Source organism: Pseudomonas sp. TWI929, assembly GCF_039673335.1.
Taxonomy (GTDB): domain Bacteria; phylum Pseudomonadota; class Gammaproteobacteria; order Pseudomonadales; family Pseudomonadaceae; genus Aquipseudomonas.
In genome coordinates this window covers 23,281-48,748 of sequence record NZ_JBDJLK010000002.1, presented here as the reverse complement: position 1 = coordinate 48,748, position 25,468 = coordinate 23,281, and the positions used below count along the sequence as shown (strand labels likewise).

22 protein-coding genes and 1 pseudogene are annotated in these 25,468 nt (G+C 64.2%); 6 read left to right on the top strand and 17 right to left on the bottom strand.

What is annotated here, in order from left to right; all coding sequences use genetic code 11:
* Nucleotides 1–105 precede the first annotated feature (105 nt).
* From ABE456_RS01605 to ABE456_RS01585, 5 genes are all read right to left on the bottom strand, one after another.
* Nucleotides 106–900, bottom strand: coding sequence for an SDR family oxidoreductase (locus tag ABE456_RS01605; protein ID WP_346642428.1), 795 nt, complete (start codon nucleotides 898–900; stop codon nucleotides 106–108).
* A 55-nt stretch (nucleotides 901–955) separates the two neighbouring features.
* On the bottom strand, nucleotides 956–2,407 hold the full coding sequence (locus ABE456_RS01600; protein ID WP_346642427.1) for an efflux transporter outer membrane subunit: 1,452 nt from the start codon (nucleotides 2,405–2,407) through the stop codon (nucleotides 956–958).
* Nucleotides 2,404–3,465: an HlyD family secretion protein gene (locus ABE456_RS01595; RefSeq protein WP_346642426.1), complete on the bottom strand. Its 1,062-nt coding sequence runs from the start codon at nucleotides 3,463–3,465 to the stop codon at nucleotides 2,404–2,406. Before ABE456_RS01595 ends, ABE456_RS01600 begins: the two co-directional genes overlap by 4 nt.
* Before the next feature lie 28 nt (nucleotides 3,466–3,493).
* Complete coding sequence (locus ABE456_RS01590) at nucleotides 3,494–5,035, bottom strand: MFS transporter (RefSeq protein ID WP_346642425.1); 1,542 nt, start codon at nucleotides 5,033–5,035, stop codon at nucleotides 3,494–3,496.
* Nucleotides 5,036–5,252: 217 nt separating this feature from the next.
* Complete coding sequence (locus ABE456_RS01585) at nucleotides 5,253–6,161, bottom strand: LysR family transcriptional regulator (protein ID WP_346642424.1); 909 nt, start codon at nucleotides 6,159–6,161, stop codon at nucleotides 5,253–5,255.
* Nucleotides 6,162–6,431: 270 nt separating this feature from the next.
* On the opposite strand from ABE456_RS01585, the gene ABE456_RS01580 reads away from it, so the two are divergent.
* Nucleotides 6,432–6,878: a universal stress protein gene (locus ABE456_RS01580; RefSeq protein WP_346642423.1), complete on the top strand. Its 447-nt coding sequence runs from the start codon at nucleotides 6,432–6,434 to the stop codon at nucleotides 6,876–6,878.
* Nucleotides 6,879–6,899: 21 nt separating this feature from the next.
* On the opposite strand, the pseudogene ABE456_RS01575 reads toward ABE456_RS01580, so the two are convergent.
* From ABE456_RS01575 to ABE456_RS01555, 5 genes and pseudogenes are all read right to left on the bottom strand, one after another.
* Nucleotides 6,900–7,939 (bottom strand): annotated as a pseudogene (locus ABE456_RS01575) (PDDEXK nuclease domain-containing protein).
* 380 nt (nucleotides 7,940–8,319) lie between these two features.
* Entirely contained in the window at nucleotides 8,320–9,180 is an 861-nt protein-coding gene (locus ABE456_RS01570) for an HlyD family secretion protein (RefSeq protein WP_264360721.1), read from the bottom strand.
* Nucleotides 9,181–9,191: 11 nt separating this feature from the next.
* Nucleotides 9,192–9,392, bottom strand: a complete 201-nt coding sequence (locus ABE456_RS01565; RefSeq protein ID WP_008097766.1) for a DUF1656 domain-containing protein — start codon at nucleotides 9,390–9,392, stop codon at nucleotides 9,192–9,194.
* Nucleotides 9,393–9,396: 4 nt separating this feature from the next.
* Nucleotides 9,397–11,574 carry an FUSC family protein gene (locus ABE456_RS01560; RefSeq protein ID WP_346642422.1) on the bottom strand — a complete coding sequence of 726 codons (2,178 nt, stop codon included), beginning with the start codon at nucleotides 11,572–11,574 and terminating at the stop codon, nucleotides 9,397–9,399.
* On the bottom strand, nucleotides 11,571–13,100 hold the full coding sequence (locus ABE456_RS01555) for an efflux transporter outer membrane subunit (protein WP_346642421.1): 1,530 nt from the start codon (nucleotides 13,098–13,100) through the stop codon (nucleotides 11,571–11,573). The genes ABE456_RS01560 and ABE456_RS01555 overlap by 4 nt, the downstream gene beginning before the upstream one ends.
* 191 nt (nucleotides 13,101–13,291) lie before the next feature.
* On the opposite strand from ABE456_RS01555, the gene ABE456_RS01550 reads away from it, so the two are divergent.
* Both ABE456_RS01550 and ABE456_RS01545 read left to right on the top strand, forming a co-directional pair.
* A complete protein-coding gene (locus ABE456_RS01550; RefSeq protein WP_346642420.1) occupies nucleotides 13,292–14,239 on the top strand; it encodes a LysR family transcriptional regulator in 948 nt (315 codons plus the stop codon).
* Between the two features lie 115 nt (nucleotides 14,240–14,354).
* On the top strand, nucleotides 14,355–15,329 hold the full coding sequence (locus ABE456_RS01545; protein ID WP_346642419.1) for a D-glycerate dehydrogenase: 975 nt from the start codon (nucleotides 14,355–14,357) through the stop codon (nucleotides 15,327–15,329).
* A gap of 52 nt (nucleotides 15,330–15,381) precedes the next feature.
* Here ABE456_RS01545 and ABE456_RS01540 read toward each other — a convergent pair whose 3' ends face one another.
* A complete protein-coding gene (locus ABE456_RS01540; RefSeq protein ID WP_346642418.1) occupies nucleotides 15,382–16,284 on the bottom strand; it encodes an EamA family transporter in 903 nt (300 codons plus the stop codon).
* 240 nt (nucleotides 16,285–16,524) lie between these two features.
* Between ABE456_RS01540 and ABE456_RS01535 the strand changes: the two genes are divergently transcribed.
* Nucleotides 16,525–17,400 carry an AraC family transcriptional regulator gene (locus tag ABE456_RS01535; protein ID WP_346642417.1) on the top strand — a complete coding sequence of 292 codons (876 nt, stop codon included), beginning with the start codon at nucleotides 16,525–16,527 and terminating at the stop codon, nucleotides 17,398–17,400.
* A 90-nt stretch (nucleotides 17,401–17,490) separates the two neighbouring features.
* On the opposite strand, the gene ABE456_RS01530 is transcribed toward ABE456_RS01535, so the two are convergent.
* The 6 genes from ABE456_RS01530 to ABE456_RS01505 all read right to left on the bottom strand — a co-directional run bounded on the left by ABE456_RS01530 (nucleotide 17,491) and on the right by ABE456_RS01505 (nucleotide 23,802).
* Nucleotides 17,491–19,881, bottom strand: a complete 2,391-nt coding sequence (locus ABE456_RS01530; RefSeq protein WP_346642416.1) for a TonB-dependent siderophore receptor — start codon at nucleotides 19,879–19,881, stop codon at nucleotides 17,491–17,493.
* Nucleotides 19,882–20,036: 155 nt separating this feature from the next.
* Nucleotides 20,037–21,020 carry a FecR domain-containing protein gene (locus ABE456_RS01525; protein WP_346642415.1) on the bottom strand — a complete coding sequence of 328 codons (984 nt, stop codon included), beginning with the start codon at nucleotides 21,018–21,020 and terminating at the stop codon, nucleotides 20,037–20,039.
* Nucleotides 21,017–21,592: a sigma-70 family RNA polymerase sigma factor gene (locus ABE456_RS01520; protein WP_346642414.1), complete on the bottom strand. Its 576-nt coding sequence runs from the start codon at nucleotides 21,590–21,592 to the stop codon at nucleotides 21,017–21,019. The genes ABE456_RS01525 and ABE456_RS01520 overlap by 4 nt, the downstream gene beginning before the upstream one ends.
* Nucleotides 21,593–21,596: 4 nt before the next feature.
* Complete coding sequence (locus ABE456_RS01515) at nucleotides 21,597–21,923, bottom strand: DUF3325 domain-containing protein (RefSeq protein WP_346642413.1); 327 nt, start codon at nucleotides 21,921–21,923, stop codon at nucleotides 21,597–21,599.
* Nucleotides 21,923–23,500 (bottom strand): PepSY-associated TM helix domain-containing protein, encoded by a 1,578-nt coding sequence (locus ABE456_RS01510; RefSeq protein WP_346642412.1) that lies wholly within the window; start codon nucleotides 23,498–23,500, stop codon nucleotides 21,923–21,925. Before ABE456_RS01510 ends, ABE456_RS01515 begins: the two co-directional genes overlap by 1 nt.
* Nucleotides 23,497–23,802, bottom strand: coding sequence for a DUF3649 domain-containing protein (locus ABE456_RS01505; RefSeq protein ID WP_346642411.1), 306 nt, complete (start codon nucleotides 23,800–23,802; stop codon nucleotides 23,497–23,499). The genes ABE456_RS01510 and ABE456_RS01505 overlap by 4 nt, the downstream gene beginning before the upstream one ends.
* A 183-nt stretch (nucleotides 23,803–23,985) precedes the next feature.
* On the opposite strand from ABE456_RS01505, the gene ABE456_RS01500 reads away from it, so the two are divergent.
* Both ABE456_RS01500 and ABE456_RS01495 read left to right on the top strand, forming a co-directional pair.
* A complete protein-coding gene (locus ABE456_RS01500) occupies nucleotides 23,986–24,480 on the top strand; it encodes a sigma-70 family RNA polymerase sigma factor (RefSeq protein ID WP_346642410.1) in 495 nt (164 codons plus the stop codon).
* Nucleotides 24,477–25,403 (top strand): FecR family protein, encoded by a 927-nt coding sequence (locus tag ABE456_RS01495; protein WP_346642409.1) that lies wholly within the window; start codon nucleotides 24,477–24,479, stop codon nucleotides 25,401–25,403. The genes ABE456_RS01500 and ABE456_RS01495 overlap by 4 nt, the downstream gene beginning before the upstream one ends.
* Nucleotides 25,404–25,468 lie beyond the last annotated feature (65 nt).

The window sequence follows — 25,468 nt, the reverse complement described above, 5'->3', positions numbered from 1 at the left end:
GGTTGCCTGTACGGGCCTCTTCGCGGGTAAACCCGCTCCCACAGGGTTACGCGATCGTTGTAGGAGCGGGTTCACCCGCGAATCGGCCCGCACGGGCACTACAAATCAGGCAATGGAACGCAGCACCCCACCATCCACTCGCAAGGCCGCCCCGGTAGTCGCGCTGGCCTGCATCGAAGCCAGATACACCACCATGTTGGCCACCTCCTCCACCGTAGCCAGCCGCTTGATCAGCGAAGTCGGCCGGTGCTCAGCCAGGAAATTAGCCTCCAACTTTTCGGTCGGCACCCCCTGCTCCTCGGCCAGCTTGGCAAAGAACGCTCCCACACCCTCCGAGCGGGTAGGCCCCGGCAATACCGAATTCACCGTCACCCCGGTACCGGCCAGGGTCTCGGCCAACCCACGCGACACCGCCAGCAGCGCAGTCTTGGTCATGCCGTAATGAATCATCTCGGTCGGGATCTGCAATGCCGACTCACTGGACAGGAACACCACCCGCCCCCATTTGCGCTCGGCCATGCCCTGGGCATAGTGACGCGACAGGCGTACGGCGCTGAGCACGTTGACGTCGAAGAAGCGCTGCCAGTCGTCATCCTCGATCTCGAAGAACGGCTTGGGCTCGAAGATGCCGAGGTTGTTGATGAGGATGTCGGTGTGCGGCACCTGGTTGAACAGCTTCTGCGCACCGTCCTGGGTGCCGAGGTCGGCGGCGATACCGATGATGCGTGCTTGTGGCAGGCGCGCGCGCACAGCCTTGAGGGCATCGTCGACGCGGGCTTGGGTGCGGCCGTTGAGGACCACTTCGGCCCCCGCCTCGGCCAGACCAATGGCGATGGCCAGGCCAATGCCGGCGGTGGAGCCGCTGACGATGGCGCGCTTGCCGTTCAAGGAAATGTGCATCTGTGCCTCCTAGGTAAACAGGTCAATTGCCGGGGCTGCTTTGCAGCCCCCGCTTTTATGCTTTCTTCACCGGCTGCTCATCAAACGCCTGCCAGCCACCACCCAGGGCCTTGTACAGCCCCACCAGCGCCTGCGACACCGCCGCCGAGCTGTCGATCCACTGCTCCTCGCTGGCCAGCAAGGCACCCTGCACCGTCAGCACATTGAGAAAGTCCACCGCCCCTTCCACATACTGGCGCTGGGCAGTTTCCAGGGCGATGCGATTCTGCCGCACCGCCTCGGCCAAGTGGTCACGACGCAACTGGCTGGCGTTGTACAGGCGTAGCACATCGTCGATTTCATGCCAGGCACCGAGTACCACCTTGCGGTAGTTCAGCGCGGCTTCCTGCTGCTGAGCTTCACGCAGTTCCAGGGTGCCCTTGAGCCGGCCGCCCTCGAAAATCGGCAACGATAGCTGCGGCCCGAAGGCGAAACGGCGCGAATCCCAGCCACCGAAATCGGACAACTGCATGGCCTGGAAACCGACACTGCCCGACAACCGGATGCTCGGGTAGAAGTCGGCCTTGGCCACGCCAATGCTGGCAGTGGCGGCATGCAGGCGGGCCTCGGCCTGGCGGATGTCCGGACGGCGCTCGGCCAGTTCGGACGGCAAACCGATAGCAAACTTCTGCTGCGGCACAGGCAGTTCGCCGCCCTGCAGCAACTCGGCCTGCAAGCTGCGCGGCGGTTCGGCGGCGAGCAGGCTGAGGGCGTTGATCAGGTCATCACGGCGGGCTTCCAGGCTTGGCAGGCGGGCCTCGATCGAAGCGACCTGGGCACTGGCCTGGGCCACATCCAGGCGCGTGGCAACGCCTTCGGCCTGGCGATCTTCCGACAGCTTCAGGCTGTGCTGAGCGACCTTGAGGTTGTCCTGCGTCACATCGAGGGTGTGCTGCACGGCGCGCAGCTGGATGTAGTTGCCGGCGGTTTCCGAAAGCAGTGCCAACAGCACGCCGCGACGGTCGTTCTCGGCCACTTCGACGGTGGCATCGGCAGCTTCGACCTGGCGCCGTACGCGGCCCCACAAGTCCAGCTCCCAGCCGGCCACAAGGTCACCCTGCCACAGGTTGAAAGCTTCTTTACCCGCTTTGCCAGACGGGTCACTCAGGCCTTCGGCGCTGTTGCGGGCGCGGGTGTAGCCGGCGTTCACATCCACCGACGGCACTTCTTCTGCGGCCACGGTACTGCGCAGGGCACGGCTTTGCAGCAGTCGCGCACTGGCCATCTGCAGGTCGAGGTTGCGCTCGGCAACCCGCTGGATCAAGGCACTCAGGCGGGCATCGTGGAAGGTTTCCCACCAGCGCAGTTCCAACGGCTCGGCCTGTGGCTGGCTGGCCGCTGCCTCGCCTTGCAGCGGCGCCCACTGTTGCGGTGCCTGGCTGTCGGGGCGCAGGAAGTCCGGGCCCATGGTGCAACCGGCCATGAGTGCGGCCAGCAGCAACGGGCTCAAGCGTAATACCGGTTTCATCGTGCGCTTACCTCTGTGCCATCCAGCTTGTCGCCACGGGTATCGATGGTCGCTTCCACCGACATGCCCACACGCAGGCGGCTGAGCAGCGGCTGGCCGTCATCGAAGACGATCTTCACCGGGATGCGCTGCACCACCTTGGTGAAGTTACCCGTGGCATTGTCTGGCTTGACTGCAGCGAAGGTCACGCCGGTGGCCGGGGCGATGCTTTCCACATGGCCTTGCAGCTTTTCACCGGAGAAGGTGTCGACGCTGATGCTCACCGGCTGGCCAGGCTGCACGTGGGTCAGCTGGGTTTCCTGGAAGTTGCCAACCACATAGGCCTGTTGCAATGGCACCACCGACAGCAGGCGCGTGCCCGGGTTGACATAGGCACCGACACGCAGGGCGCGCTCGCCGACCATGCCGTCTACCGGCGCGGTGATACGGGTGTAGGACAGGTCGAGCTGGGCCTTTTCCAGGCCCGCTTCGGCGCGCTTGAGCTGGCCATCGGCACTGGCCACTTGCGCGGTAAGAATGTCCACCTGCTTACGCGCCGCCACCAGCGCCGCCTGGGCATTGGCCAGGCGCGCACGGGCCTGGTCGACCCCGCTGCGCGCCTGCTGGGCGTTCTGCACGGTACCGGCGCCCTGTTCGGCCAGGCGGCTGTAGCGGTTGACCTCGTGGTCGGCGAACGCCACCTCGGCCTGGGCCGCTTTCACTGCGGCCTCGGCCTGGGCAATCAGCGCCGCCTGGCGCTCAAGGGTGGCGCGGGCATCGGCGCTTTGCGCCTGGGCGACCAGCAACTGCGCCTGCGCGGCATCCAGCGCGGCCTGGTAGTCACGGGCATCGATGGTCGCCAGCAACTGGCCGGCCGTGACCTGCTGGTTGTCTTCCACCAGCACCTCCTTGATGAAGCCGGCAACCTTCGGCGCGACCACGGTGTAGTCGGCGATCACATAGGCATCATTGGTGCTTTGGCGGTGGTCACTGCCGAACATCCAGGGGCCGACGATGCCAGCCAGGACGGCGACGGCCAGCACCGAGCCGATGAATAGGGTTTTGCGGTTGTTGGTCATTTCAGTGGTTCTCGAATTCATCCAGGGTTCAGGCCACCGCGCGCGGCGGATAGACCCGGGTAGGCACGAAAGGAATCAGGCAGATCAGGGCAACGGCGATGCAGGCCATGACCAGGTAGAGGTCGGCCGAGGTCAGCACCAGCGCCTGGTCGTGGATGCGCTTGGCCAGGCCTGCGGCGTTGCCGTCGACCAGCGGGGCGTTGCCCAGGCTGTCTACCAGGTGGTTGGAATGGAAATGCCGGCGCAGGGTGCCAAGGGCGTCCAGCAGGCCACCGGCGATCACCGCAGCCAGCCCTTTGACGGTGTTGAACCAACTGGAGGCGAACGGGCCTTCCTGCGGGGTCATGCCGTTGGTCGACAGCATCAGCAACGGCAGCACCGCCATCGGCTGGCCGAACACCTGCAGCAGGTAGAACGGGTAGAAGTCGCCACGGATCCACTCGCTGGTCAGCACGCTGCTACCAACGCAGGACACCGCCAGCATCGCCAGGCCGATGCCCAGCACCCAGCGGCAGTCCACTGCGCGGACGTTGCACAGTGCGGCAGTCAGCGGCAGGGCGATCAGCTGCGGCATGGCCACCAGCATCATCAACGGGCTGGTCTGTGCCGGGCGGTAGCCCTGGATCTGCGCCAGGTAGGCCGACGGGATGCTGCCCACGCCCGAAAGCACGATCAGCACACCGGCCAGGGTTACCAGGGCGAAACTCAGGTTGCGCCGCGACAACATGCGCAACTGGAAGAACGGCAGCGGTTCGGACCACTCGTTGTACATGAACAGCACCAGCAGCAGCAGGCCGCCGCCGAGCAGCCAGCAGATCAGCGGCGAGTCGAACCAGCCCCAGCGGTCGCCCAGCGACAGGCCCAGCACGATGCAGCTGATGGCCGGCAGGCCGAGCAGCAGGCCACGCCAGTCGAACTGCTTGAAGCGCTCCAGGCGCAGCGGGTCCTGTGGCAGGCCCCAGCCGACGCAGGCAATGGCCAGTGCCGAGGGCAGGATGATCTGCCAGAACGCCCATTGCCAGCCGACGTATTCGGTCCACAACCCAGCCAGTGGCGTGCCGAGGTTAGGGCCGAAGGTGGCGGTGAGGGCGTAGCAGGCCAGGCCATAGACCTTGATGCCCGGCGGCAGAAAGCGCAGGGCCACGCTCATCAGCATTGGTGGCAAGGCGCCAGAGGCGAAGCCCTGCAGCACGCGCAGCAGCATCAGGCTGTGCAGGTTGGGGGCGAAGGGTTGCAGCAGGCCGAGCACGGCGAACAGGCCGATAGCGCTCATGGTGAAGCGCCGCAGCGAAAAGGTGGTGGCCAACCATGGCGCAAAGGCCATGGCCGAGACCGAGGCGGCACTGTACACCGCCAGCAGCCAGGCGCCTTCGTCGGCACCGATGCCCATGGCCCCACGGATATCAGCCAGGGAAATCTTGGTTACCGACTCGTTGAGGCCCGCGCACAGCACAGCCAGCAACACACCGAACAGGCCGACCACTACCTGCAGGCCGAACGCAGTCTGCGCAGGGGCGGCCGGCGCGGGGGCGGCGGCAATCGCGGCAGACGGGGCGGACAGGGAACTCATGGGCAGACATCTCCAGCAACAAATTTGCGACTGGAGCAAGTCTAAGAAGGTCGAATGCTGACGAAAACTGACTTCTCGGTAGGTTTATGTTGCGTCAGACGCAATCCACCTCGGAACCGAGTTGCCCTCTTCACGGGCACGCCCGCTCCCGCAGGTACACCACACCTGGTGTGGGAGCGGGTCACCCGCGAAGAGGCCAGTACAGGCGAAAACTCTTTCAAGGGTCAACACTGCAGCAGGCCTTCAGAGTCTGCCGCAACCAGCGGTGTGCCGGGTCATTGTGAAACCTCGGGTGCCACGCCTGCAGTACGGTCACCCGCTCGAGCGGCACCGGAATCTCGAAAGAGCGCAGCGGCAGCCCGAGCTTGTGCACGCTGTTGAGGATGTTCGCCGGCATCGGCAGGATCAGATCGGAGTCTGGCAACGAGAACAGCGCCGAGTGAAAACTCGGGGTAATCAACGCCACCCGCCGCTGCACCTTGAAGTTGGCCAGTTCGACATCGATCGGCCCGTTGGCCCTGCCGCGGCGGGAAACGCTGATTTGTGGGTAACTGGCAAAGCTGGTCGGCGTGATCGGTTGATCGAAGATCGGGTGGTCGCGCCGCGCCAGGCCCACGTAGTAAGTCTGGAACAGGCTCTGCACTTTGATCTCCGGCCCCAGGTCCACGGTCGAGCTGATGATCAGGTCGGTACGCCCGTCGCGCAGCACACTGTCGTCATCGCCGCCGGGGCTTTCCGGCACGAAACGCAGCACCGTGCGTGGTGCCTGCTCGTGCATGCGGCGCAGTAACTGGGCGCCGTACAGGGCGATGAACAGGTCGTTGGTGCGGATGTTGAAGGCCCGGTCGAGCTTGGCCAGGTCGACCTCATCGGCGCTGCGAAAAACCTCGCCGGCCTGCTCCACCAGCGCCGCCACCTGCTCGCGCAGGGCCAGCGCCCGCGGGGTTGGCACCAGGCCACGGCCGGCACGCACCAGGATCGGGTCACCCAGGGCATCGCGGATGCGCCCCAGGGTCCGGCTCATGGCTGCCGGGCTCAGGTTCATGCGTTGCGCCGCACCCACCACGCTGCCTTCGTCGAGTAGGGCATCGAGGGCGACGAGCAGGTTCATGTCCGGGAGTTGCATGGCCGTTTTCCGTTACAGCTGTGGGAACGGCGATGGTAGCAGGTTGCTGGATTGCACCAGACGCAATGCGCTCGTGCGTGGTGGGGCATTTATTCAGGCAGTGAATTGGGCCAAGAATAATGTATGGCAGGTTCGGCCCTTTCGCGGGTAAACCCGCTCCCACAGGTACTGCACAACCCTCGGGCATTGTGAGGTTACTGTGTAAGCGGGTTTACCCGCGAAGAGGCCAGAACAGACAACCACACAGCCAGACTGAAACAAGGATCCCCAATGCCCAGCCCCGTTCTGATCGCCATCGACGCCTCCCCCGCGTCCACCGCCCTGCTCACCCTCGCCCGCCGCTACTGCCGCCCCGGCGAAGATGAGTTGCACGTGCTGCTGGCCATCGACGCCACCTTCGCCGTACACGAGCAACCCGCGCCCTACACCTCCGAAGAACTGGAGGAATATCCCGCCGCCTGCGAAGAACAGCACCAGGCCGACGACGCGGTGGCCAAGGCCGTTGCCGAGTTGCAACAGGCCGGTTTCGCCAGCCAGGGCTGCATGGTGGCCGGGCAGCCGGTCGAAGCTATCGTGGCCAAGGCGCAGGAGTTGAACTGCGAGCTGATCATCATGGGCCACCGCCACCTGTCGCGGCTGGGGCGGCTGTTGGATCCGTCGATCAGCGCGAAGGTGATTGATCAAGTAGAGATGCCGGTGTTGGTGGGGAAAGCTTGAGCGACTTCCCACAGGTATGGATCATTCTCGTCGACTAGCCAGTTCCCGCTCGATCTGCTCGATACTGGGCAAGCTTGCCTGCAACTCTTCCGGTAAAGCACTGATCAACTGAAACTCAGCGACACCAATAGGTTGAGCCTTGCCTCGCAATGCGTACTCGGCGACCACCTCGTTTTTACCTTGGCAAAGAAGCAATCCAATCGTAGGGTTGTCCTGTTCCAGCTTCATCTGCAAGTCAACTGCAGTGAGATAAAAGCTCAGTTGCCCCAGATACTCCGGCTTGAACTTCTCAGCCTTCAATTCAATGACCACATAGCAACGCAGCTTCAGGTGGTAAAACAAGAGGTCGATATAGAAGTCATCACCCCCGACTTCCAGATGTACCTGCCGCCCGACGAAGGCAAAACCTGCTCCTAACTCAAGCAGGAATTGAGTGATGTGCTCTACCAGCGCTGCTTCAATCTCTCGTTCACTCGCTTCCGGGGTTACGTTCAGGAAGTCAAAAAGGTAAGGATCCTTGAGAAGCTGATTAGCCAGATCAGTGCCTGGCTGCTGTAGACAGGTCGAAAAATTCGCGACGCCATTGCCCTCCCGCTCCAGCAGCCTCGACTCAATGTGCATTTGCAAGGTTGATCGCGACCATCCGTACTCCGATGCACGCACCGCATAGGCAAGCCTCTCATCCGGCTTTTTAAGCTTCGTCAGCAATACCAGATTATGGCCCCAAGGCAATTGTCCAACAGCCTGTTGGACAATTGCCTCCTGTGGCCACGCCTCGGCAAACGCACGCATGTACATCAGGTTGGCCCGCGAAAAGCCTTTCATCGTCGGGAACGCGGTTTTCAGATCATGAGCCAGTCGCTCTATCACCTTGGCCCCCAACCCTGAGCAACCTGTCGTTCGACGATGTCTCGCCCAAGATGCCAGTAAAGGCTCACCAGCTCCCGGTTCACGGCAAGGCTGGCCTTTTGCTGGGCCTTATGAATACGAACCTTGAGGTCAGCTAGCCAATCACCGTAGCCAGTGGGCGTGTCGATCAGAGATGGCGCTTTTTCTGGCATGGGATGAGTGTTCCTCGATCAGGCGAAAAGTTGCTTGAATGGCGGTCCCAGACTGCTCTCCTGGTAAAACACCGCCAATAGCAAAAACTCGCGATTCTTCTCTGAATCGAGTAGGCCATTTCCCAAAACTCAAAAAATGCGCGTGATTGTGGGAGATCACACAGCCCTACAGGGCTGCGCTGTCGCGCAGAGAACCAATCCTGGCAGGCGCGCCGCATACCCTGTGGGAGCGGGCGCGTCGAGGCGTCGAACCGCCGCGAACACCGGCGTAGCCGGTGCCAGCCACTGCGTTGGACTCTTCGCGGGCATGCCCGCTCCCACAGGTCCAGCGCTGTATTCGAAGGCGGTGCAGTTGCTGTGGGCCGGGATGGCGCCGAAGGTCACCCCTCGCTCGGCTTCACCACCACCGTACACGTCGTCCCCGCCGCCAGCAAAAACCCTTCCGGCACTTCATCAATGTGAATGCGTACCGGCACCCGTTGCGCCAGGCGTACCCAGTTGAAGGTCGGGTTCACATCGGCGATCAGCTCGCGGCTTTGCGGGTTGTCGCGGTCGTAGATACCGCGAGCGATGCTCTCCACATGGCCCTTGATGCGCTCACCGCTCATCATCTGCAGCTCGGCCTGGTCACCCACCTTCACGTGCGGCAGCTTGGTTTCCTCGAAGAAGCCGTACACCCAGAACGAGTTCTCGTCGACCACCGCCATCACCGCTTCACCGGTGCGTGCATAGTCGCCCTTGTGAATATTCAGGTTGGTCACGTAGCCGTCCACTGTCGCCACGATGTGCGTGCGCTTGAGGTTCAGCTCGGCGGCAGCCAGTTCGGCCAGGGCCTGCTGGTAGTCGGCCTGGGCGGAGTTGGCAATGTTGCTGGCGTCGTCGCGGTTTTCCTTGGAGATCACCAGGTTGTCCATGTCGGCACGGCGCTTGGCGTTGACCTTGCGCATTTCCCAGGTGGCCTTGCGCGAAGCGACCAGCGCCTTGGCCTGGTCGACCGCCAGCTGGTAGTGCTCGGGATCGATCTGGATCAGCAGGTCGCCCTTTTTCACCCGCTGGTTGTCCTTGACCGGTACGTCCACCACGTAGCCGGGCACGTCTGCGGCGACGTTGATGATGTCGGCGCGCACGCGGCCGTCACGGGTCCATGGGGTGGTCATGTAGTGCAGCCACAACTGGCGACCGATCACCACGGCAGCGGTCAGCACCAGCAGGGTGGCGATCAGGCTGAAAAACTTTTTCATCGAAGGGGTTCTCACCAGTAGAGCGACAGCGCCAGGGCGCCGAACAGGCAGACGAACAGGCTCAGGCGCAGCAGCGCCGGGTGCCAGAAGAAGCGGTAGCCATCATGGCTGGCGATGAACCGGTCCAGGCCCCAGGCCAGGCCCAGGGCGAACAGGAACATCAAGGTCATGGTGGGCATGTACACGCCATGGAAGGCGATTTCACGGGGCATGCTTTCACGGAGCATCGTGCAGTCCTTTCGCCGGTACCAGCGGCGACTGTGGGTCGAGCAGGGAAGAACGAATGAAGTGCAGGTAGCTTTGCGCGCGGCGCAGCACCGACGTGTCGAAGTGCCGCGCGAACGGCTCGTCGGTGGCCTGCACGCGGGCGATGGCGTGGTCCACCGCCACCAGCGCGCGTTCGTGGTTGCTGGCGCTGGGCTGCAGGAACAGCCGGGCCAGGGCGCGGCCCATGACGCGGATTGCCTGGCGCCACGGCTGCGACTCGGCGTAGGCCGGGTGCACCGGTGCACGGGCCTGCTCCTTGCGCAGTTCGATGACGGCGTGGCCAATTTCCAGCACGGTGAACATCCAGCCCATCAGCTGGCTCTGTACCTGCGGCTTGCCGGCTGCCAGGCCATAGGCCTGGTGCAGCAGGTCACGGGTGCGGCTTTCGAAGGCCGTGCCGATACCGCGCAGGCGGCCGCTGATGGCGAACAGCACTTGCTCGCGCAGTTCCTGCTCCAGGCGGCTCCACAGCCAGCGGCTGTTGGGCGGCAGGATGATCGCCCCGGCCGCGGCACAGACGAACATGCCGATGACCATGCCGATGTAGTCGTTGATGAAGGTGTACGGGTCATACACGGTCAGGTTGTTGGGTACCGAGCCAATGGCGAAGAACACCAGCAGGCCGATGCCATAGCCGGCATAAGCCGGCCGTGACGAGAGAAACGCGCCCAGTACGAACACCGGTGCCAGCACCATGCACAACAGCGGGAAACCGTCGATCCAGGGGAACACGAAGAAGGTTTCGAAGAAGCCGACGAAGGCGCCGATGGCCGTGCCGCAGGCCATCTGGAACGACATGCGCTTGGGGTTCGGTGAAGCTGCCGAGAGGCCTACGGTGACCGTGGCGATCAGGGTCATCATGGCACCGCTGGGCCAGTCGCTGAGCAACCAATAGCTACCAAGCAGCAACAGCACCGCCGAGGCGCGCACACCGGCGGCCAGCGACACCAGCCAGCTGGTCTGCGCCACGTAGGGCTCGTCCCACTGCTCGCGTTCGTGCTTGTGCGCGGCCAGCGAGGCGTGGGTTTCGGCGTAGCTGTACATCTCGTCGACGAAGCGGTACAGCAGTTCGAACGCGGTGTGGAAGTCGAGTTGGTCGGCCTCGCTCGGGTCGGTCGCCAGGTACTCGGCGCGCAGGCCGCGCACTTGGGCCTGCAGGCCTTCCTTGTAGGCGGCCAGCTCCAGGGTCAGGCGCAACGCGTCGGCGTCGGTCAACGCCCGGCCCACATAGGGCTGCAACAGCTCCACCAAGGTATTCAGGCCTGGCTCGATGGCGCCGACGATCTGCCGCGGGCCACGGGCGCGCAAGCGCTCCAGCAAGCGGTGCAAGGCATTGAAGCGCGTGGTGATGGCCATGAACTCGCTGTTCATCCGCACCAGGCGGCCACTGCGGCGGCGCATGTGCGGGTCTTCGAAAGCGGTGACGTTGCGCAGGCTCTCAAGGCCCACCGCTTCGGCAACGAAGCGTACGTTGCTGCTTTCGAAACGGTCGCGCTGGCTGTCGCCGCGCAAGGCCTCCACCACAACCCCGGCGAACACGCCGAAGCGCTGGTACAGGGCGTTGCGCATGGCGGCACTGGCCGACTGCGGCAGGATCGCGGCGCTGACGAAGGTCGACACCAGGATGCCCAGGGCAATTTCCAGCACCCGCCATACCGCCGCCATGAATGCCTGGTCGGGGTGTTGCAGCACCGGCAGGCCGATCATCGCAGCGGTGTAGCCAGCCAGCACGAAGCCATAGGCGCGGAAGGTGCGGTAGCGCATGGCACCGGCCGAGCACAGGCCTACCCACAGGGCCAGGCTGGGCAGGAACAGCTCGGTGTTCTGCGGGAAGATGGCAATCAGCGCCACCATCATCGCCGAGCCAGCCAGCGTGCCCAGCACCCGGTAGAAGCTCTTGGCGAACACATGCCCGCTTTGCGGCTGCATGACGATGAACACGGTGATCATCGCCGTGCGCGGTTGTGGCAGCTCCAGGCGCATGGCCAGCCACAGGGTGATGAACGCCGCGGCCAGCACCTTGAAGATGTACACCCAGGTCACGCCGTCGGTGCGTGCCCAGGCAAAGAAGCCCCGGCGCCATTCCAGGCTCTGCAGCCAGCGCACGGGCAAACTGGAAGTGCTCATTCGGCGTTACCCGGCTTCTTGTCGAAAATGGCCAGGGTGGCCGGGGTTTTCGGCGCTGCCTGGCGTTCTTCTTTCGGCACATCCTGGCCGGCCTGCAGGCCACCACCCAGGGCGGTGACCAGCTCGGCATGGGCAATCAGGCGGGCGGCCTGCACCTGCTGCTGCACCTGCTGCTGGCGGAACAGCAAGGTTTGCGCGTTGAGCACGTTGAGGTAGTCGGTAAGGCCACGCTGGAAGGCGACCATGGCGATGTCGTAGGTTTTCTGCGCGGCGGCGACCGACTCGGCGGCGAAGTGCGACTGCTCTTTCATCGACTCGCGACGGATCAACTGGTCGGAGATGTTCTTCAGCGCACCGACCACGGTCTGGTTGTAGCGCGCCACGGCCACGTCATAGCCAGCCGAGGCCACACCCAGCTGCGAACGCAGGCGGCCACCGTCGAAGATCGGCAGGCTGATGGCCGGGCCAACGTTGTAGTTGAACTTGCGCCCGGTGAGGAACTCCAGCGGGCCGCCACCGGTGGCCATGAAGCCCAGGCTGCCGACCAGGTCGACGTTGGGGAAGAAGCCGGCATGGGCAACGTCGATGCCACGCGCCTGGGCAGCCACCTGCCAGCGGCTGGCGACCACGTCAGGGCGCTGGCCGACCAGTTCGGCAGGCAGGTTCGACGGCAGTTTCAGCGGCGCGGCCAGGGCCAGGGTCGGGCGCTGCAACTGCGCGCCCTCGCCCGGGCCTTTACCGGCCAGAGCAGCCAGCTGATTGCGGGTCAGGGCGATTTCTTCGTTGAGGCTGTCAAGCTGGCGGTGGGTTTCCGGCAGCGGCGCTTCGGCCTGGCTGACCTCGAAATGGGTGCCGATGCCGGCATCCAGGCGGCGCTTGGCCAGGGCCAGGATCTGCTCTTGCTGTTCCAGCTCGGCCTTGACGATATCGCGCTGGGCAAAGTGCAGGCTCAGCTGGATATAGGCACGCACCACGTTATTCTGCAGCTCCAGCTGCGCCTGGCGGGCCTCGGCCACGCTCATGTGCGCCTGGTCCACGGCCTGCTCGCTGGCATTACGTTCGCGGCCCCACAGGTCGAGGGCGTAACTGAAACCGATGGCGGCGTTGTTGTCCCAGGTGTTGGCACCCGACAGCGCGCCAGGGCCGTAGAACTGGTCTTCAGGCCAGTTGTGGCGCTTGAGCGTGGCCTGGCCGTTGACCTGGAGCTTTTCTGCCGACTCGACCACCCCAGCCATGGCCTTGGCCTCGCGCACACGCGCCGCGGCCATGGCCATGCTCGGGCTACCGGCCACGGCCAGGGCTACCCAGCGGTCCAGCTGTGGGTCGCCATAGGCGTGCCACCACTGCTGGTCGGGCCAATGGGCATCGGTCGCGGCTTCGCGTATGGCCGCATCGGTGGTCAGGGTATTGGCTTGCAGTGTCTTGCTTTGCGGGGCAATGCCCCAGGTTCCAATACAGCCGCTCAAGGTGAGGGTAAGGGCACAGGCACTGAACGCATTGAGCGTTCTGATGATGCGACGCGGCACAGCTGCGATTTCCCGAGGAAGAGGTGAAGGGGCCGGGCAATTCTAGGGGGCGGCAGCACTGGCGATAAGCGCAGATTCCTGCGAATCTTTGTTACCAAAACAGCGATAATCCGCCTTTGGTCGAAGGCAACTTTTCATCTTTTTTACGTTACTTCGTGACACAATTTTGTCCTCTACATCGAGAGTGACCCATGGACACCCTGCAAAACATGCGTGCTTTCAGTTGCGTAGCCCAGCTCGGCAGCTTTACCGCTGCCGCCGCGCAACTGGATACGACCACCGCGAACGTGTCGCGGGCGGTCTCCAACCTGGAAGCCCATCTGCAAACAAGGCTGCTCAACCGTACCACCCGCCGCATTGCGCTGACCGAAGCCGGCAAGCGCTACCTGATGCGTTGCGAACAGATTCTTACCTATGTCGAAGAAGCCGAGGCCGAGGCCAGCGACGCCCATGCGCGCCCGGCCGGGCAGTTGAAGGTGCACTCGATGACCGGGGTTGGTCAGCACTTCGTGGTCGATGCCATTGCCCGCTACCGCGAATCGCACCCGGACGTGACTTTCGACCTGACCATGGCCAACCGCGTGCCCGACCTGCTCGACGAGGGCTATGACGTGTCCATCGTGCTGGCCACCGAACTGCCCGACTCGGGGTTCGTGTCGCAGCGCCTGGGTATCACCTACAGCATCGTCTGCGCCTCCCCGGCCTACATCGCCCGCCACGGCGGGGCGCAGAAGCCTGCCGACCTGCTCAAGCACGCCTGCCTGCGCATGGTCAGCCCGGTGATCCCGCTGGAAAAGTGGCTGTTCGACGGCCCGGAAGGCCAGGAGATGGTCAACATCACCAGCTCGCCGTTCATGGTCAACACCGCCGATGCCATGAAAACCGCGATTCGCAGTGGCATGGGCGTGGGTGTGCTGCCAATCTATTCGGCCATCGACGGGCTGCGCGACGGCAGCCTGGTGCGGGTGTTGCCTGAATACCGCCTGCAGGAGCTGAACCTGTATGCCATCTACCCGTCGCGGCAGTACCTGGATGCCAAGATCAAGACCTGGGTCGAGTACCTGCGCAATTCGTTGCCGGAGATTCTTGCCGCGCATGAGGCGGACCTGAAAACCCATCAGGTGCTGATCGCCAACTAAAAAGCTGCTGCATTGCAGGGGCGGACAATGGTAGGTTGCTAACCATTGCTGGCCTCTTCGCGGGTGACCCCGCGAAGAGGCCTCCACCGCCCCCGCCTTGCAGAGAAGTAGCCCGATGAAAAAGACCGTCCTGGCCTTCAGCCGTATCACCCCGGCCATGGCCGAGCGCCTGCAGCAAGACTTCAACGTGATCCTGCCCAACCCCAAGCTCGGCGACATCAACGCCCAGTTCAACGAAGCCCTGCCCGAGGCCCACGGCCTGATCGGCGTTGGCCGCAAGCTCGGCCGCGCCCAGCTTGAAGGCGCGGCCAAGCTGGAGGTGGTTTCCAGCGTGTCGGTCGGTTACGACAACTACGACCTGGACTACTTCAACGAACGCGGCATCGCCCTGACCAATACCCCGGATGTACTGACCGAGAGTACGGCCGACCTGGGCTTCTCGCTGGTCATGGGCTGCGCCCGCCGCACTGCCGAGCTGGATGCCTGGACCAAGGCTGGCAACTGGCAAGCCACCGTGGGCCCGGCCCACTTCGGCAGCGATGTGCATGGCAAGACCCTGGGCATCGTCGGCATGGGCAACATTGGTGCAGCGGTGGCGCGCCGTGGCCGCTTCGGCTTCAACATGCCGATCCTGTACAGCGGCAACAGCCGCAAGACCGCGCTGGAGCAAGAACTGGGCGCGCAGTTCCGCAGCCTGGAACAGCTGCTGGCCGAAGCGGACTTCGTGGTCATCGTGGTGCCGTTGTCCGATGCCACCCGCAAGCTGATCAGCACCCGCGAGCTGAGGCTGATGAAGCCTAGCGCGTTCCTGATCAACATCGCCCGTGGGCCGGTGGTCGATGAAGCGGCGCTGATCGAAGCACTGCAGAACGGCACCATTCGCGGCGCCGGCCTGGATGTGTACGAGAAAGAGCCGCTGAGCGACTCGCCGCTGTTCAAGCTGCCCAATGCGCTGACCTTGCCGCACATTGGCTCGGCCACTGCCGAAACCCGCGAGGCCATGGCCAACCGGGCGATGGACAACCTGCGTGCGGCGCTGCTGGGTGAGCGGCCGCGGGACCTGGTGAACCCGCAGGTGTGGAAGGGCTGATAGCCTTATTCTGCCTGTACCGGCGATAGGGCCAGTGCAGGCAGACCATTACCTATTTGGCCACCACAACGCCCTCAGCCACCCGGGCCTTGGGCTTGCGAAACACCAGCACATTCCCCGCCATCACCGCCACCAGCCCAAGCAAGGCCGGCGCCGTCCACTGATACCCCTCGGCCACCGCCGACACATTCAGCGCCACCAACGGGAACAGCACCGTGCAGTACGCTGCCCGCTCCGGCCCCATGCGCCCGACCAGGGTCAGGTAGGCGGTAAAGGCAATTACCGAACCCGGCACCACCAGGTACAGCAACGAGCCGATGTAGCGCGCATTCCATTCCATGCTGAACGGCACGCCGCTGATCACGCAGAACACCCCCAGCATCAGCGCCCCGTAGACCATGCCCCAGGCATTGGTGGTCATGGGCCTGAGCCCGGCCTTCTGCTGCATGCTCGACAGCATGTTGCCGGCCGAGAAGCACAGCGTGCCGAGCAAAGCCAAGCCCAGGCCGTACAGGGTTTCGCGGCTGGCCGCGTGGTGCGACAGCTCGGGCCAGAACAGCAGGCCCAGGCCAAGCAAGCCCAGCGCACCGCCACCAAGCACATTGCTGGCGATCTTCTGGCCGAAGAAGATCCGTGCATTCAGCGCGTTCCACAGCGTGGCGGTGGAAAACACCACGGCGATCAGGCCACTGGCGATCCACTGGCTGGCGCTGAGGAAGCAGATGAAGTTGACGCAGAACAGGCACAGGCCTTGGGCCAGGCAGATCTGGTGGCCACGGCGGTTCATCGGCTGCAGGCGGCGGGTGAGCAGCAGGAAGGCGAACAGGATCAGGCCCGCCAGCGCAAAGCGGTAGACGATCGAAACCGGGATGGCGACCACACCCAGCTGGAGTTTCAAGGCGATCCAGGTGGTGCCCCAGATCAGGACGGTGAGCAGGTAGAGTGACAGGTTCATGGCGGTGGTTCCTTGGGGCCTTCAGATCGGTGCCCGGCTTTTCGCGGGCAAGCCCGCTCCTACAGACTGGCGCGGTCCCTGTAGGAGCTGGCTTGCCTGCGATCGAGGGCGCAGCCCTCGCCGAGGCTCCAGTGTTCTTGCATCAGGCCCCCAAGCGCTTGCACAAACTTGCGCTTTTGTCCCTCTGGTGGCTGTACGCAAGCCCAAGGCGCAGTAGGATGGGCCTCAGAGGAACCAGCCATGACCCCACTCACCCAGCTGCAAGTGTTCAACGCCATGCACGCCTCGCCCCACGCCCGCCTGGAGCTGAGTGCGCACCTGGGGGATGGGCTGGCGGCGGCGCTGTGGCGCAACCGCGACGATGCCCGTGACTACCAGGCGCCAAGCCATCACACCTTGTCGTGCTACATCGCTGACGGCACCGGCACCTTCCGCCGCCAGCGCCCGGCGGACAAGGGCGCGCCCGGCAAGTTGTGCGTCATGCCGGCTGGCCATGAGTCGAACTGGGTGGTGAACGGTGCCATCCGCCTGGCGCACCTGTACGTCAGCGAGGCGCAGTTCGCCTTGGGCTGCGTGCGCCTGCTCGACCGTGAACCACGCGAATTGCAGCTGCAGGAAGCGACCTTTCTCGACGACCCGCAGCAGGCTGCGCGCTTTCGCCAGCTGATCACCCTGGACTGGGACGAACCTGGCGAGCGCTTGCTGGCCAGCAGCCTGGCGCACGAGATCGTCGACCATGCGCTGCTCAGCCAGGTGGGGCTGCGCCAGGGCCTGCGCCTGAAAGGCGGGCTGGCACCGAGTTTGCGCCGGCAGTTGGTCGACTACATCGAGGCATACCTGGACCAGCCCATCACCCTGGGTGAGCTGGCGCTGCGCTGCAACCTGTCCGAGTACCACTTTGCGCGCATGTTCCGCACCAGTTTCGGGCTGCCACCGCACCAGTACCTGCTGGCCCGGCGACTGCATCGGGCTTGCCAGCTGTTGCAGTTGGGGGCGATGCCGCTGGGGGAAATTGCCTTGTTGTGCGGGTTTGCCAGTGCCAGTCATTTCAGTAACCGCTTCCGGCAGGCCATTGGCGCCACACCGGGCGAGTACCGTTTGGCCATTCGCGGCTGAAGCCGCTCCCACAGGGGCCGCGCCAGTCCCCAAGGCAACGCTGTACCTGTAGGAGCGGCTTTAGCCGCGAAGAGGCCGGTACAGGCCAGTTCAGAACTCCAAGGTGCTCGACAAGCTCACCTGCCGCGCATCACCAATGGCCACAAAGTACTGGTTCACCGCCGAGCTGTAGTAAACCTTGTCGAACAGGTTCTTCACGTTCAATTGCAACAACACCTTGTGCTCGTCCAGCTTGGTCTCGTAACTGGCAAAGGCATCAGCCACCGTGTAAGACGGCAGGTCGAAGGTGTTGGTCGAGTTGCCGCTTCGCTCCCCCACATAGCGCGCCCCCGTGCCGATACGCAGGCGGTCACCGCCGAACAGGCTGCCGTAGTCATACACCGCCGACAGCGAGCCACTGTGCCGGGCCACGTTCTGCAGGCGATTGCCTTGCAGGGCAGGGTCCTTGGTGACCTTGGCATCAGTGAAGGCATAGCTGCCGATCAGGCTCCAGCGCTCGCTAAGCTGGCCGGTCAGGTCCAGTTCGACACCGCGCGAGCTAACCTCGCCAGCATTGCTGTACACCGTCTCGCGCAGGCCGGTGTCGTAGTTGGATACCAGCACGTTGCGCTTGGTGATATCAAACAGCGCCAAAGTGCCAGTGACGCGGCCCGGCATGTCGAGCTTGGCACCCAGCTCCCACGACTTGCCCTCCTCCGGCGCTACCGACGAGTCGATCTGCACATTGCCGGTCAACGGTGCAATGGTCGAATTGGGCTTGAACGACTCGCTGTAGCTGCCATAGAACGACAGCTGGTCGTCGACCTTGTAGACGATGCCGGCATGCGGCACCCAGGCCTGGCCACTGGTGTCGGTGTTGACCTGGAACGGCCGACCGCGCCCGGCCCACTGGTCGTATTGCTGGAAGCGCGCACCGGCTACCAGGATCCAGTGCTCGTCCAGGTGCAGCGCGTCCTGCACGAACAGTGCATCGGTACGCAGCTTGTCGGTCTGGTCACTGTCACTGGCCTTTACGGTGGTGCCCTCCACCTCCTGGCCGTAGATCGGGTTTACATAGCTGAAAGTGGATTGTGCCGTTTGCCGGATCAGGTCACCGCGAAAGATCTTGCGGTCCTCATGATCGACGCCAAACAACAGATCGTGCTGCATACCGGCCAATTGCACATTACCTGCCAGGCTCAGGGTCGCGAACTGGTCACGGCTCATGGCGTTGCGGGTGCCGTCGATACTGCGCGACAGCGTGCCGTTTTCTTCATCTACGCCATACACCCTCACCTGGCTGGCATCGTAAGTCTCGCGGTTGAAGCTGTAGCCGAAGTGCAGCTTCCAGTCATCGGCCAACTGGTGGTCGACCTCCAGGCGATACAGGTCGGAGCGCCCTTCCATGTCATTGAAGGGCTCGTCCAGGCGCCGCGTGGCCGGGATATCCAGCGGGTGGCCGTTTTTGCCGAACGCTGTGCCACGGTCGAAGGGGTAAAGGAATTCGCGGTGCTCGTAGGCCAGCACCACCTGGGTGTCCTCGCCCAGCCAGGCCAGCGACGGCGCTACCAACGATTCGCGGTGCACGCCGAAGTTGCGCCAATAGTCCTCGTCTTCGTGGTCGACGATCAGCCGATAGGCAAAGTTGCTGTCGCCCAGCGCACCGGTGCTGTCGAACCCGCCGCCACTGCCGTTCTTGCCACTGCCATAGGTCGAGCCACGCACGGTCAGGGCGTTGTACTGCTCAAGCTGCGGGCGCTTGCTGACCACGTTGATCACCCCGCCCGGGTCCTGGATGCCGTACAGCAGCGAGGCCGGGCCCTTGAGCACTTCGACCCGCTCGGTGCTGGCGTTGAGGCTGCGGCCCTGCACGATGGGCATGCCATCGCGCATGATCGAGCCGTCGCGGTTGTCGCCGAAGCCGCGCTTCATCACCGTATCGGCGGTGCCGCCGAAGTTGTTGCCTTGGGTGATACCGCTGACGTTGGCCAGGGCATCGTCGAGGTTGCGCGGGGCCTGGTCGCGGATGACCTGGGCCGGTACCACGTTGATCGCCTGGGGGATGTCCTGGTTCGGGCCCTGCCCGCGCATGATCGAGGCCGTGGCCGGGGGCTGGTAACTGTAGTCATCCAGTTGCGAGGTCACGGTGGTGGCCTGCAGGTTGAGGGCGCCGGAGATGTCCAGCGTTTCCAGGGTCAGGGTGCGAGCATCGATGCGCCGCCAGGCCAGGCCGGAGCCGCCCAGCAGCAGTTGCAGGGCCTGTTCGGCGCTGTACCTGCCGTTCAGCGCCGGGGCCTGCACGCCTGGCAATTCGAGGGTGTAGACCACGCTCTGGCCAGTGATGCGGCTGAAGGCGTTGAGTGCCTGGGCCAGGGGTTGGGCCGGCTGAGCGAAGGCGTAGGCCTGTTGTTGCTCGGCGGCGCAGGCATGAGGGGCGACAGCGATGGCTGGCAGTATGGCAAGGCCGAGCCAGAGGGGGACGCAACGCGGGGAGAACTTCATGGACGCTGACCTGTGAGAGGGATATTACTGCGAATGAATCGCACTTCCACTCATTACACGGATGCCACGTCCTGTTACCTCACCCGCTTTCTAAGAATATTTTTCTTGTGCGGGCCTCTTCGCGTGTGAACCCGCGAAGAGGCCGGCACAGGCGACTAACGAATCAAGGTCAACCGCCCCAAAACGGTCTGCCGCGAAAAACCCATTACCTTGCCCAGCGAATCCAGCGCCAGCAGCGGCTCATCAACGGGGAAACTGCCGCTGACCTTACGCTGCCTCAGCTCGCCATCAAGCACCAGAATGCGCCCCGGGTAATAACGTCCCAGGTCCTCTACCACCTGCGCCAGCGGTACCTGGTAGTAATTCAGCCAGCCCTGGCGCCAGGCCAGGCGGTTGTCGCTGTCCACCGCCAGGGTGTCGCCCACCCGGCCTGCGGCGTAGGCCACCTGCTGATTGGCCGTCAGTTCACGCGCCACGGCGCCCTGTACCGGGCTCACCGCCACACGCCCGTTGCGCACCGTAACCTGGGTGCCCTCCCCTTGCTCACGCACTTCGAACTGAGTGCCGAGCACCCGTACCTCGCCACCGCCAGCTTCGACCAGGAACGGCGCGCCGGTATGTGTGACCTGGAAGAACGCCGCGCCATGCAACAGCCGCACGCGGCGCTCGCCATGGGCGAAGTCGACCGCAATTGCACTGCCCGCATCCAGCGTCACCTGCGACTGGTCTTGCAGGACTACCTGGCGAATTTGCCCGGCACTGCTGTAGTCGGCTTGCAAGTCCCGCAACCAGTACCCCGGGTGCCAACCACCGGCAACACCCATGGCCAGTACCAGGCAGGCAGCTACCGCCAGCGCCGCAACCCGCTGCCGCCACGGGCGCCTGGCCGGCGGCCTGGCCATGGCATCCAGGTAGCGTTGCAGGCCTTGCTGTTCTTCGGCGGCCAAGCGTGCCGCCGGGGCAGCAGTTTTCTGCCACAGCGCCTGGGCCTGGTCATAGGCTGCGCGGTGCCCGGGTTCGGCCAGCAACCAACGCTTGAATGCCGCACCCTCGGCTTGCGCAGGCTGCTCGTTGATGCGTCTGAGCCACTGCAGGGCGGCCTGCGACTGCGCCTCGGTGATCGGCGGTAAACGGCTCATCGACGGGCACTCCCTGGCCGGCGTGGGGTATGCGCGGGCTCGGCAACACTCGCCTTGCACGCTTCGAGGGCGCGCATCATATGCTTTTCCACCGCGCTCTGGGACAGTTGCATGGCCTTGGCGATTTCGCCGTACTTGCAGCCGTGGATGCGGTTGAGCAGGAAGATCTGCCGGGTACGCTCGGGCAGGGCACGCAAGGCGGCCTCGATGCGCTGCAAGTCGTGATCGGCTTCCACGGCCAGCTCGGGCGCCTGGGCCATGGTCGCTTCATCAACCGGCAATGCGGCTTCGGCCACACGTTCGCGGCTACCTTCACTGCGCAGGTGGTCGATGGCCAGGTTGCCGGCGCAACGCAGCAGGTAGGTGTCCAGCGCCTCCACCGTGACTTCAGGGCGGCGCCAGAAGCGCAGGAACAACTCCTGGATCAAGTCCGATGCTGTGGCGCGGCAGCCAACCCGACGGCTTACCAGTGCCTCCATGCGCGCCCGCTGGGCCTGGAACACCTGGACGAAACGCGCACGCGCGCCTGTGCTGTTGGCGTCAAGCTCGCTGATATCACCTTGTTCGCTCACGGGTTCACACGGCAAACACGGCCAGCAACGGGCCCAGCACCACGCTGGCGGCGGCCAGGCCCAGCAGCAGGCGCGGCTGGTATGGCAAGCCAAACACCCACAAGCTCACCCCGGCCATGATCACCGCCGTCCACTCCACCAGGCCATGGGCCCAGCCACGCAAATGCACGCTGAGCAGCAGCGACAGCAGCAAAAGCAGCCACCCAGCGCCACGCAACTGGCGCAGCTGCCCTGGGCGCGGCTTGCGCCCAAGCAGGTCACTGAAGTGTTTTTCCATGGCCAGGCACAGGGCGACGAAGCCGGCGAATGCGATCAGTGCGTTACCCAGCATCAGTTCGCCTCCGCTGTTTCAGGGCTAGGTTTTTTTACCGCTCGTGAGGGGCGCTTGGCCACGGGCTTGGGGCTACGCAGCATCTTGCCGGCCAGCCAGGCCAGGAGCAGGCCGGTAGCCAGCGCGGTCAGGTCGAAGCCGGCCATGGCCCAGTCACCCGCCAGTAACGAATGGTTCAGGCCCCGGTCGGTGGTCAGGCCATTGAGCAGCGGCAGCAAGGCGAAAGCCAGCGCGCCCAGCGCCAGTTGCTCGCCCCAGGCCCGACGCCCGCTGCGCACCACGGCATGCACCAGTGACAGCCCCCAGGCAGTGAAGAAGGCGTTGACCTCCCAGTCGGCCCGGCCGTCGACGCCCAACGGGATCAGGCGGTTAGCCCAGAAGAAGCCCGCCACGGCTAGCAGCAGGCCGCTCATGCTGGCGATATTGAGCACTTCGACCAAGCGCAGCTCACCCGGCAGGCGTTCGTGCTTGGCATGCTTGAGCTGGCGCTTGCCCAGCCACATCACCAGCCCGGTGCCGATCACCGCAGTACCGGCCACGCCAAAGAAGAAGTACAACCAGCGCAGCCAAGGCCCGGCGAAGTTGCCCATGTGCAGGCCGGCAAAGCTGAAGGCGGTCATCATCACCCCGCTCTCCGGCTTGCCCTGGCTCAGCAGCGCACCACTGACGCCATCGAAGGTCCAGTTGGCGCTGCGCCGGTAGGCCACGTGGTCGGCGGCCGATTGCGTGAAAGTGACGCGTGCATTGCTGTCACCCGGGTTCTGCACCTGGATGAAGCCGATACCCGCGCCCGGCTGCAGTTCCTGCACTTTGGCGTACAGGCCCGGCAGCGCTATCAGTGGTGTGGCCACTTGCGCCGCCTTGGGTGCATCGTTGCGACCGAACAGGTCGTTGAAGTACTTGCCGGTGTCACTGCCATAGCTGGCCATGATGCCCGCCGGCATCACCAGGTACATGAACAGCACCAGGCTGCTGTAGCTGATCATCAGGTGGAACGGCAGCACCAGCACGCCGATGGCGTTGTGCCCGTCCAGCCAGGAACGCTGGCCCTTGCCGGGGCGGAAGGTGAAGAACTCCTTGAAGATCTTCTTGTGGGTGATGATGCCGGTGACCAGCCCCAGCAGCATGATGAAGGCGCAGAAGGTCGACAGCCAACGGCCGAAGGGATGCGGCATTTCCAGCTGGAAGTGGAAGCGGTAGAAAAACTCGCCGCCCCGGCTTTCACGCGCTTCGACCGGCTGACCGCTCTGCGCGTCGAGGTTTTTGCTAACAAAGCCCCGGCGCCCGCCATCCGGGTCGCGCCAGCCCACATTCACTGCGGCTTCACGCTCGTTGGGCAAGCGGATCATCCAGTTGCCAGCGTGCCCGGCATTGGCTTCCAGGTAGCGCTGCGCCAGCCCCAGGCTCGCTGCAGGGTCGAGCGCGTGGCGACGCACTTCGGGCTGAGTCCAGTGGTTGATCTCGTCCTTGAAGTACGACAGCGTGCCAGTCAGGAAGATGGCGAACAACAGCCAGCCAAAGATAAGACCGGTCCAGGTGTGCAGCCAGGCCATGGCCTGGCGGAAGCCTTCTTTCATGGGGTTTTCATCCAGTAGGCCAACCCGCTGATCACGCCCAGTAGCACACCAGGCGCCAATACCCCCAGCCAGGCGCGCAACGCGCTGCGACAGGCGAAGCACCAGATGAACGCTAGCAGGTAGAAAACGAACGACAGCAGCAGCCCGATCAGCGTGGCATCGACCCTCGGCATGGGTGCCACCAAGGCAATACAGGCGCTGGCCATGGACGCCAGCAGGTAGCCACCCAGCAGCGCAGCGAGGCTGCGTGAGGTCACGGCCAGGCGATAGCTAAGCGAGAGGCCGGCGGTTTTGCGCGTCATGGCGAAGGTCCGGGCGTTTTCGGGGGTGCAATAATAATGATTTCAATTCTCATAAGCAAAGGCCAGGCGATGTCTTGCCGCATGGTCCTGAAGCAGCGTCGGCGATTGCCGAAAAAGCCGCCCCTCAATATAATGCGAACAATTCTTACTACCAGTTGCGCGACAAGGCGCCGGAGTATCACGGTGCCCAGCGCGCTCTCTTCCACCGTCGAAGGCCTCTACCATGCCCACCACAACTGGCTGACCGGCTGGTTGCGCCGTCGGCTGGGCTGCCCGCAGAGTGCTGCCGACCTGGCCCAGGACACCTACCTGCGCCTGCTCCAGGCCCGCGAAGCGCCGCAGCTGGTCGAGCCGCGCGCGTTCCTCGCCACCGTGGCCAAGCGCGTACTGTGCAACCATTTTCGCCGCCAGGAGCTGGAGCGCGCCTACCTGCTGGCCTTGGCCCAGGTGCCGGAAGAGCTGACACCCAGTGAAGAGCAGAAAGCGATCATTTTCGAAACGCTGCTGGAGCTCGACCGCCTGCTGGATGGCCTTCCAGCGCTGGTCAAGCGCGCCTTCCTGCTAGCCCAGGTAGATGGCTTGGGACAAGGCGAAATCGCCCGTGAACTGGGCATCTCGCTGGCCACGGTCAAGCGTTACCTGAGCAAGGCGGCCATGCGCTGCTATTTCGCCCTGTGAACGCCTCGTTTTCCCCGCAAGTAGCGGAGCAGGCAGTGCATTGGCTGATCGAGTCGCAGAGCGATGATTTCGGCCAGGTGCAGCAGCTGGCGTTTAACCACTGGTTGCAGGCCGACCAGGAGCACCAGCGTGCCTGGGCGCATATTCAGCAGGTCAACCAGCGGCTGCGCGGCGTGTCGTCGCCGGTGCTGCACGCAGCGCTGCAAGCCCCGCCCTCGCCGGCCCGGCGGCGCGCGCTCAAGGCCTTGTTGCTGGTTGGTGTGGCCAGTGCCACCGGGCTTGGCCTGCAACAGCACAGCCCTTTGCCCGGGCTGATGGCCGACTACCGCAGCCCGGTGGGCCAGCGCCGACGCATGCAGCTGGACGATGGCAGCGTGCTGCAGCTCAACACCCGCAGTGCCGCCGACGTGCGCTTCGACGGCCAGCAGCGGTTGGTACGGCTGTTCGAGGGTGAACTGGCATTGCAGGTGGCCAGTGATGCACGGCCGTTACTGTTGCGTACCGCCGAGGGCGCGCTACGCCTGGACCGTGGGCGCTTCAACGTGCGCCAGTTCGACGGTTACAGCCTGGTGTCGGTGTTCGACGGGGTTGCCAGTGCAGGCGGTCAACCGCTGCAGGCCGGGCAACAGGCACGCTTCACAGGTGGTTGGCGGTCGGTGTCAGCGCTCGATCGCAATGTCGGGGCCTGGGTCGACGGCATGCTGGTGGCATCGCAAATGCGCCTGGCCGATTTCCTCGCCGAACTGGGGCGTTATCGCCATGGGCAGTTGAGCTGTAGCGAGCGGGTTGCTGACCTTCGCATCTCCGGGTCTTATCCGCTGGACGACAGCGAACGTATTTTGCAGATGCTGGAGGTGGCACTGCCAGTGCGGGTGCGGCGATTTACCCGGTACTGGGTGACGGTCGATGGTGTAAGTGCTTGAGATCGCCGGGGCCGCTTTGCGCCCCCGGCTCCAAAACAAATTTCAAATCAACTGAGCCATTTTCC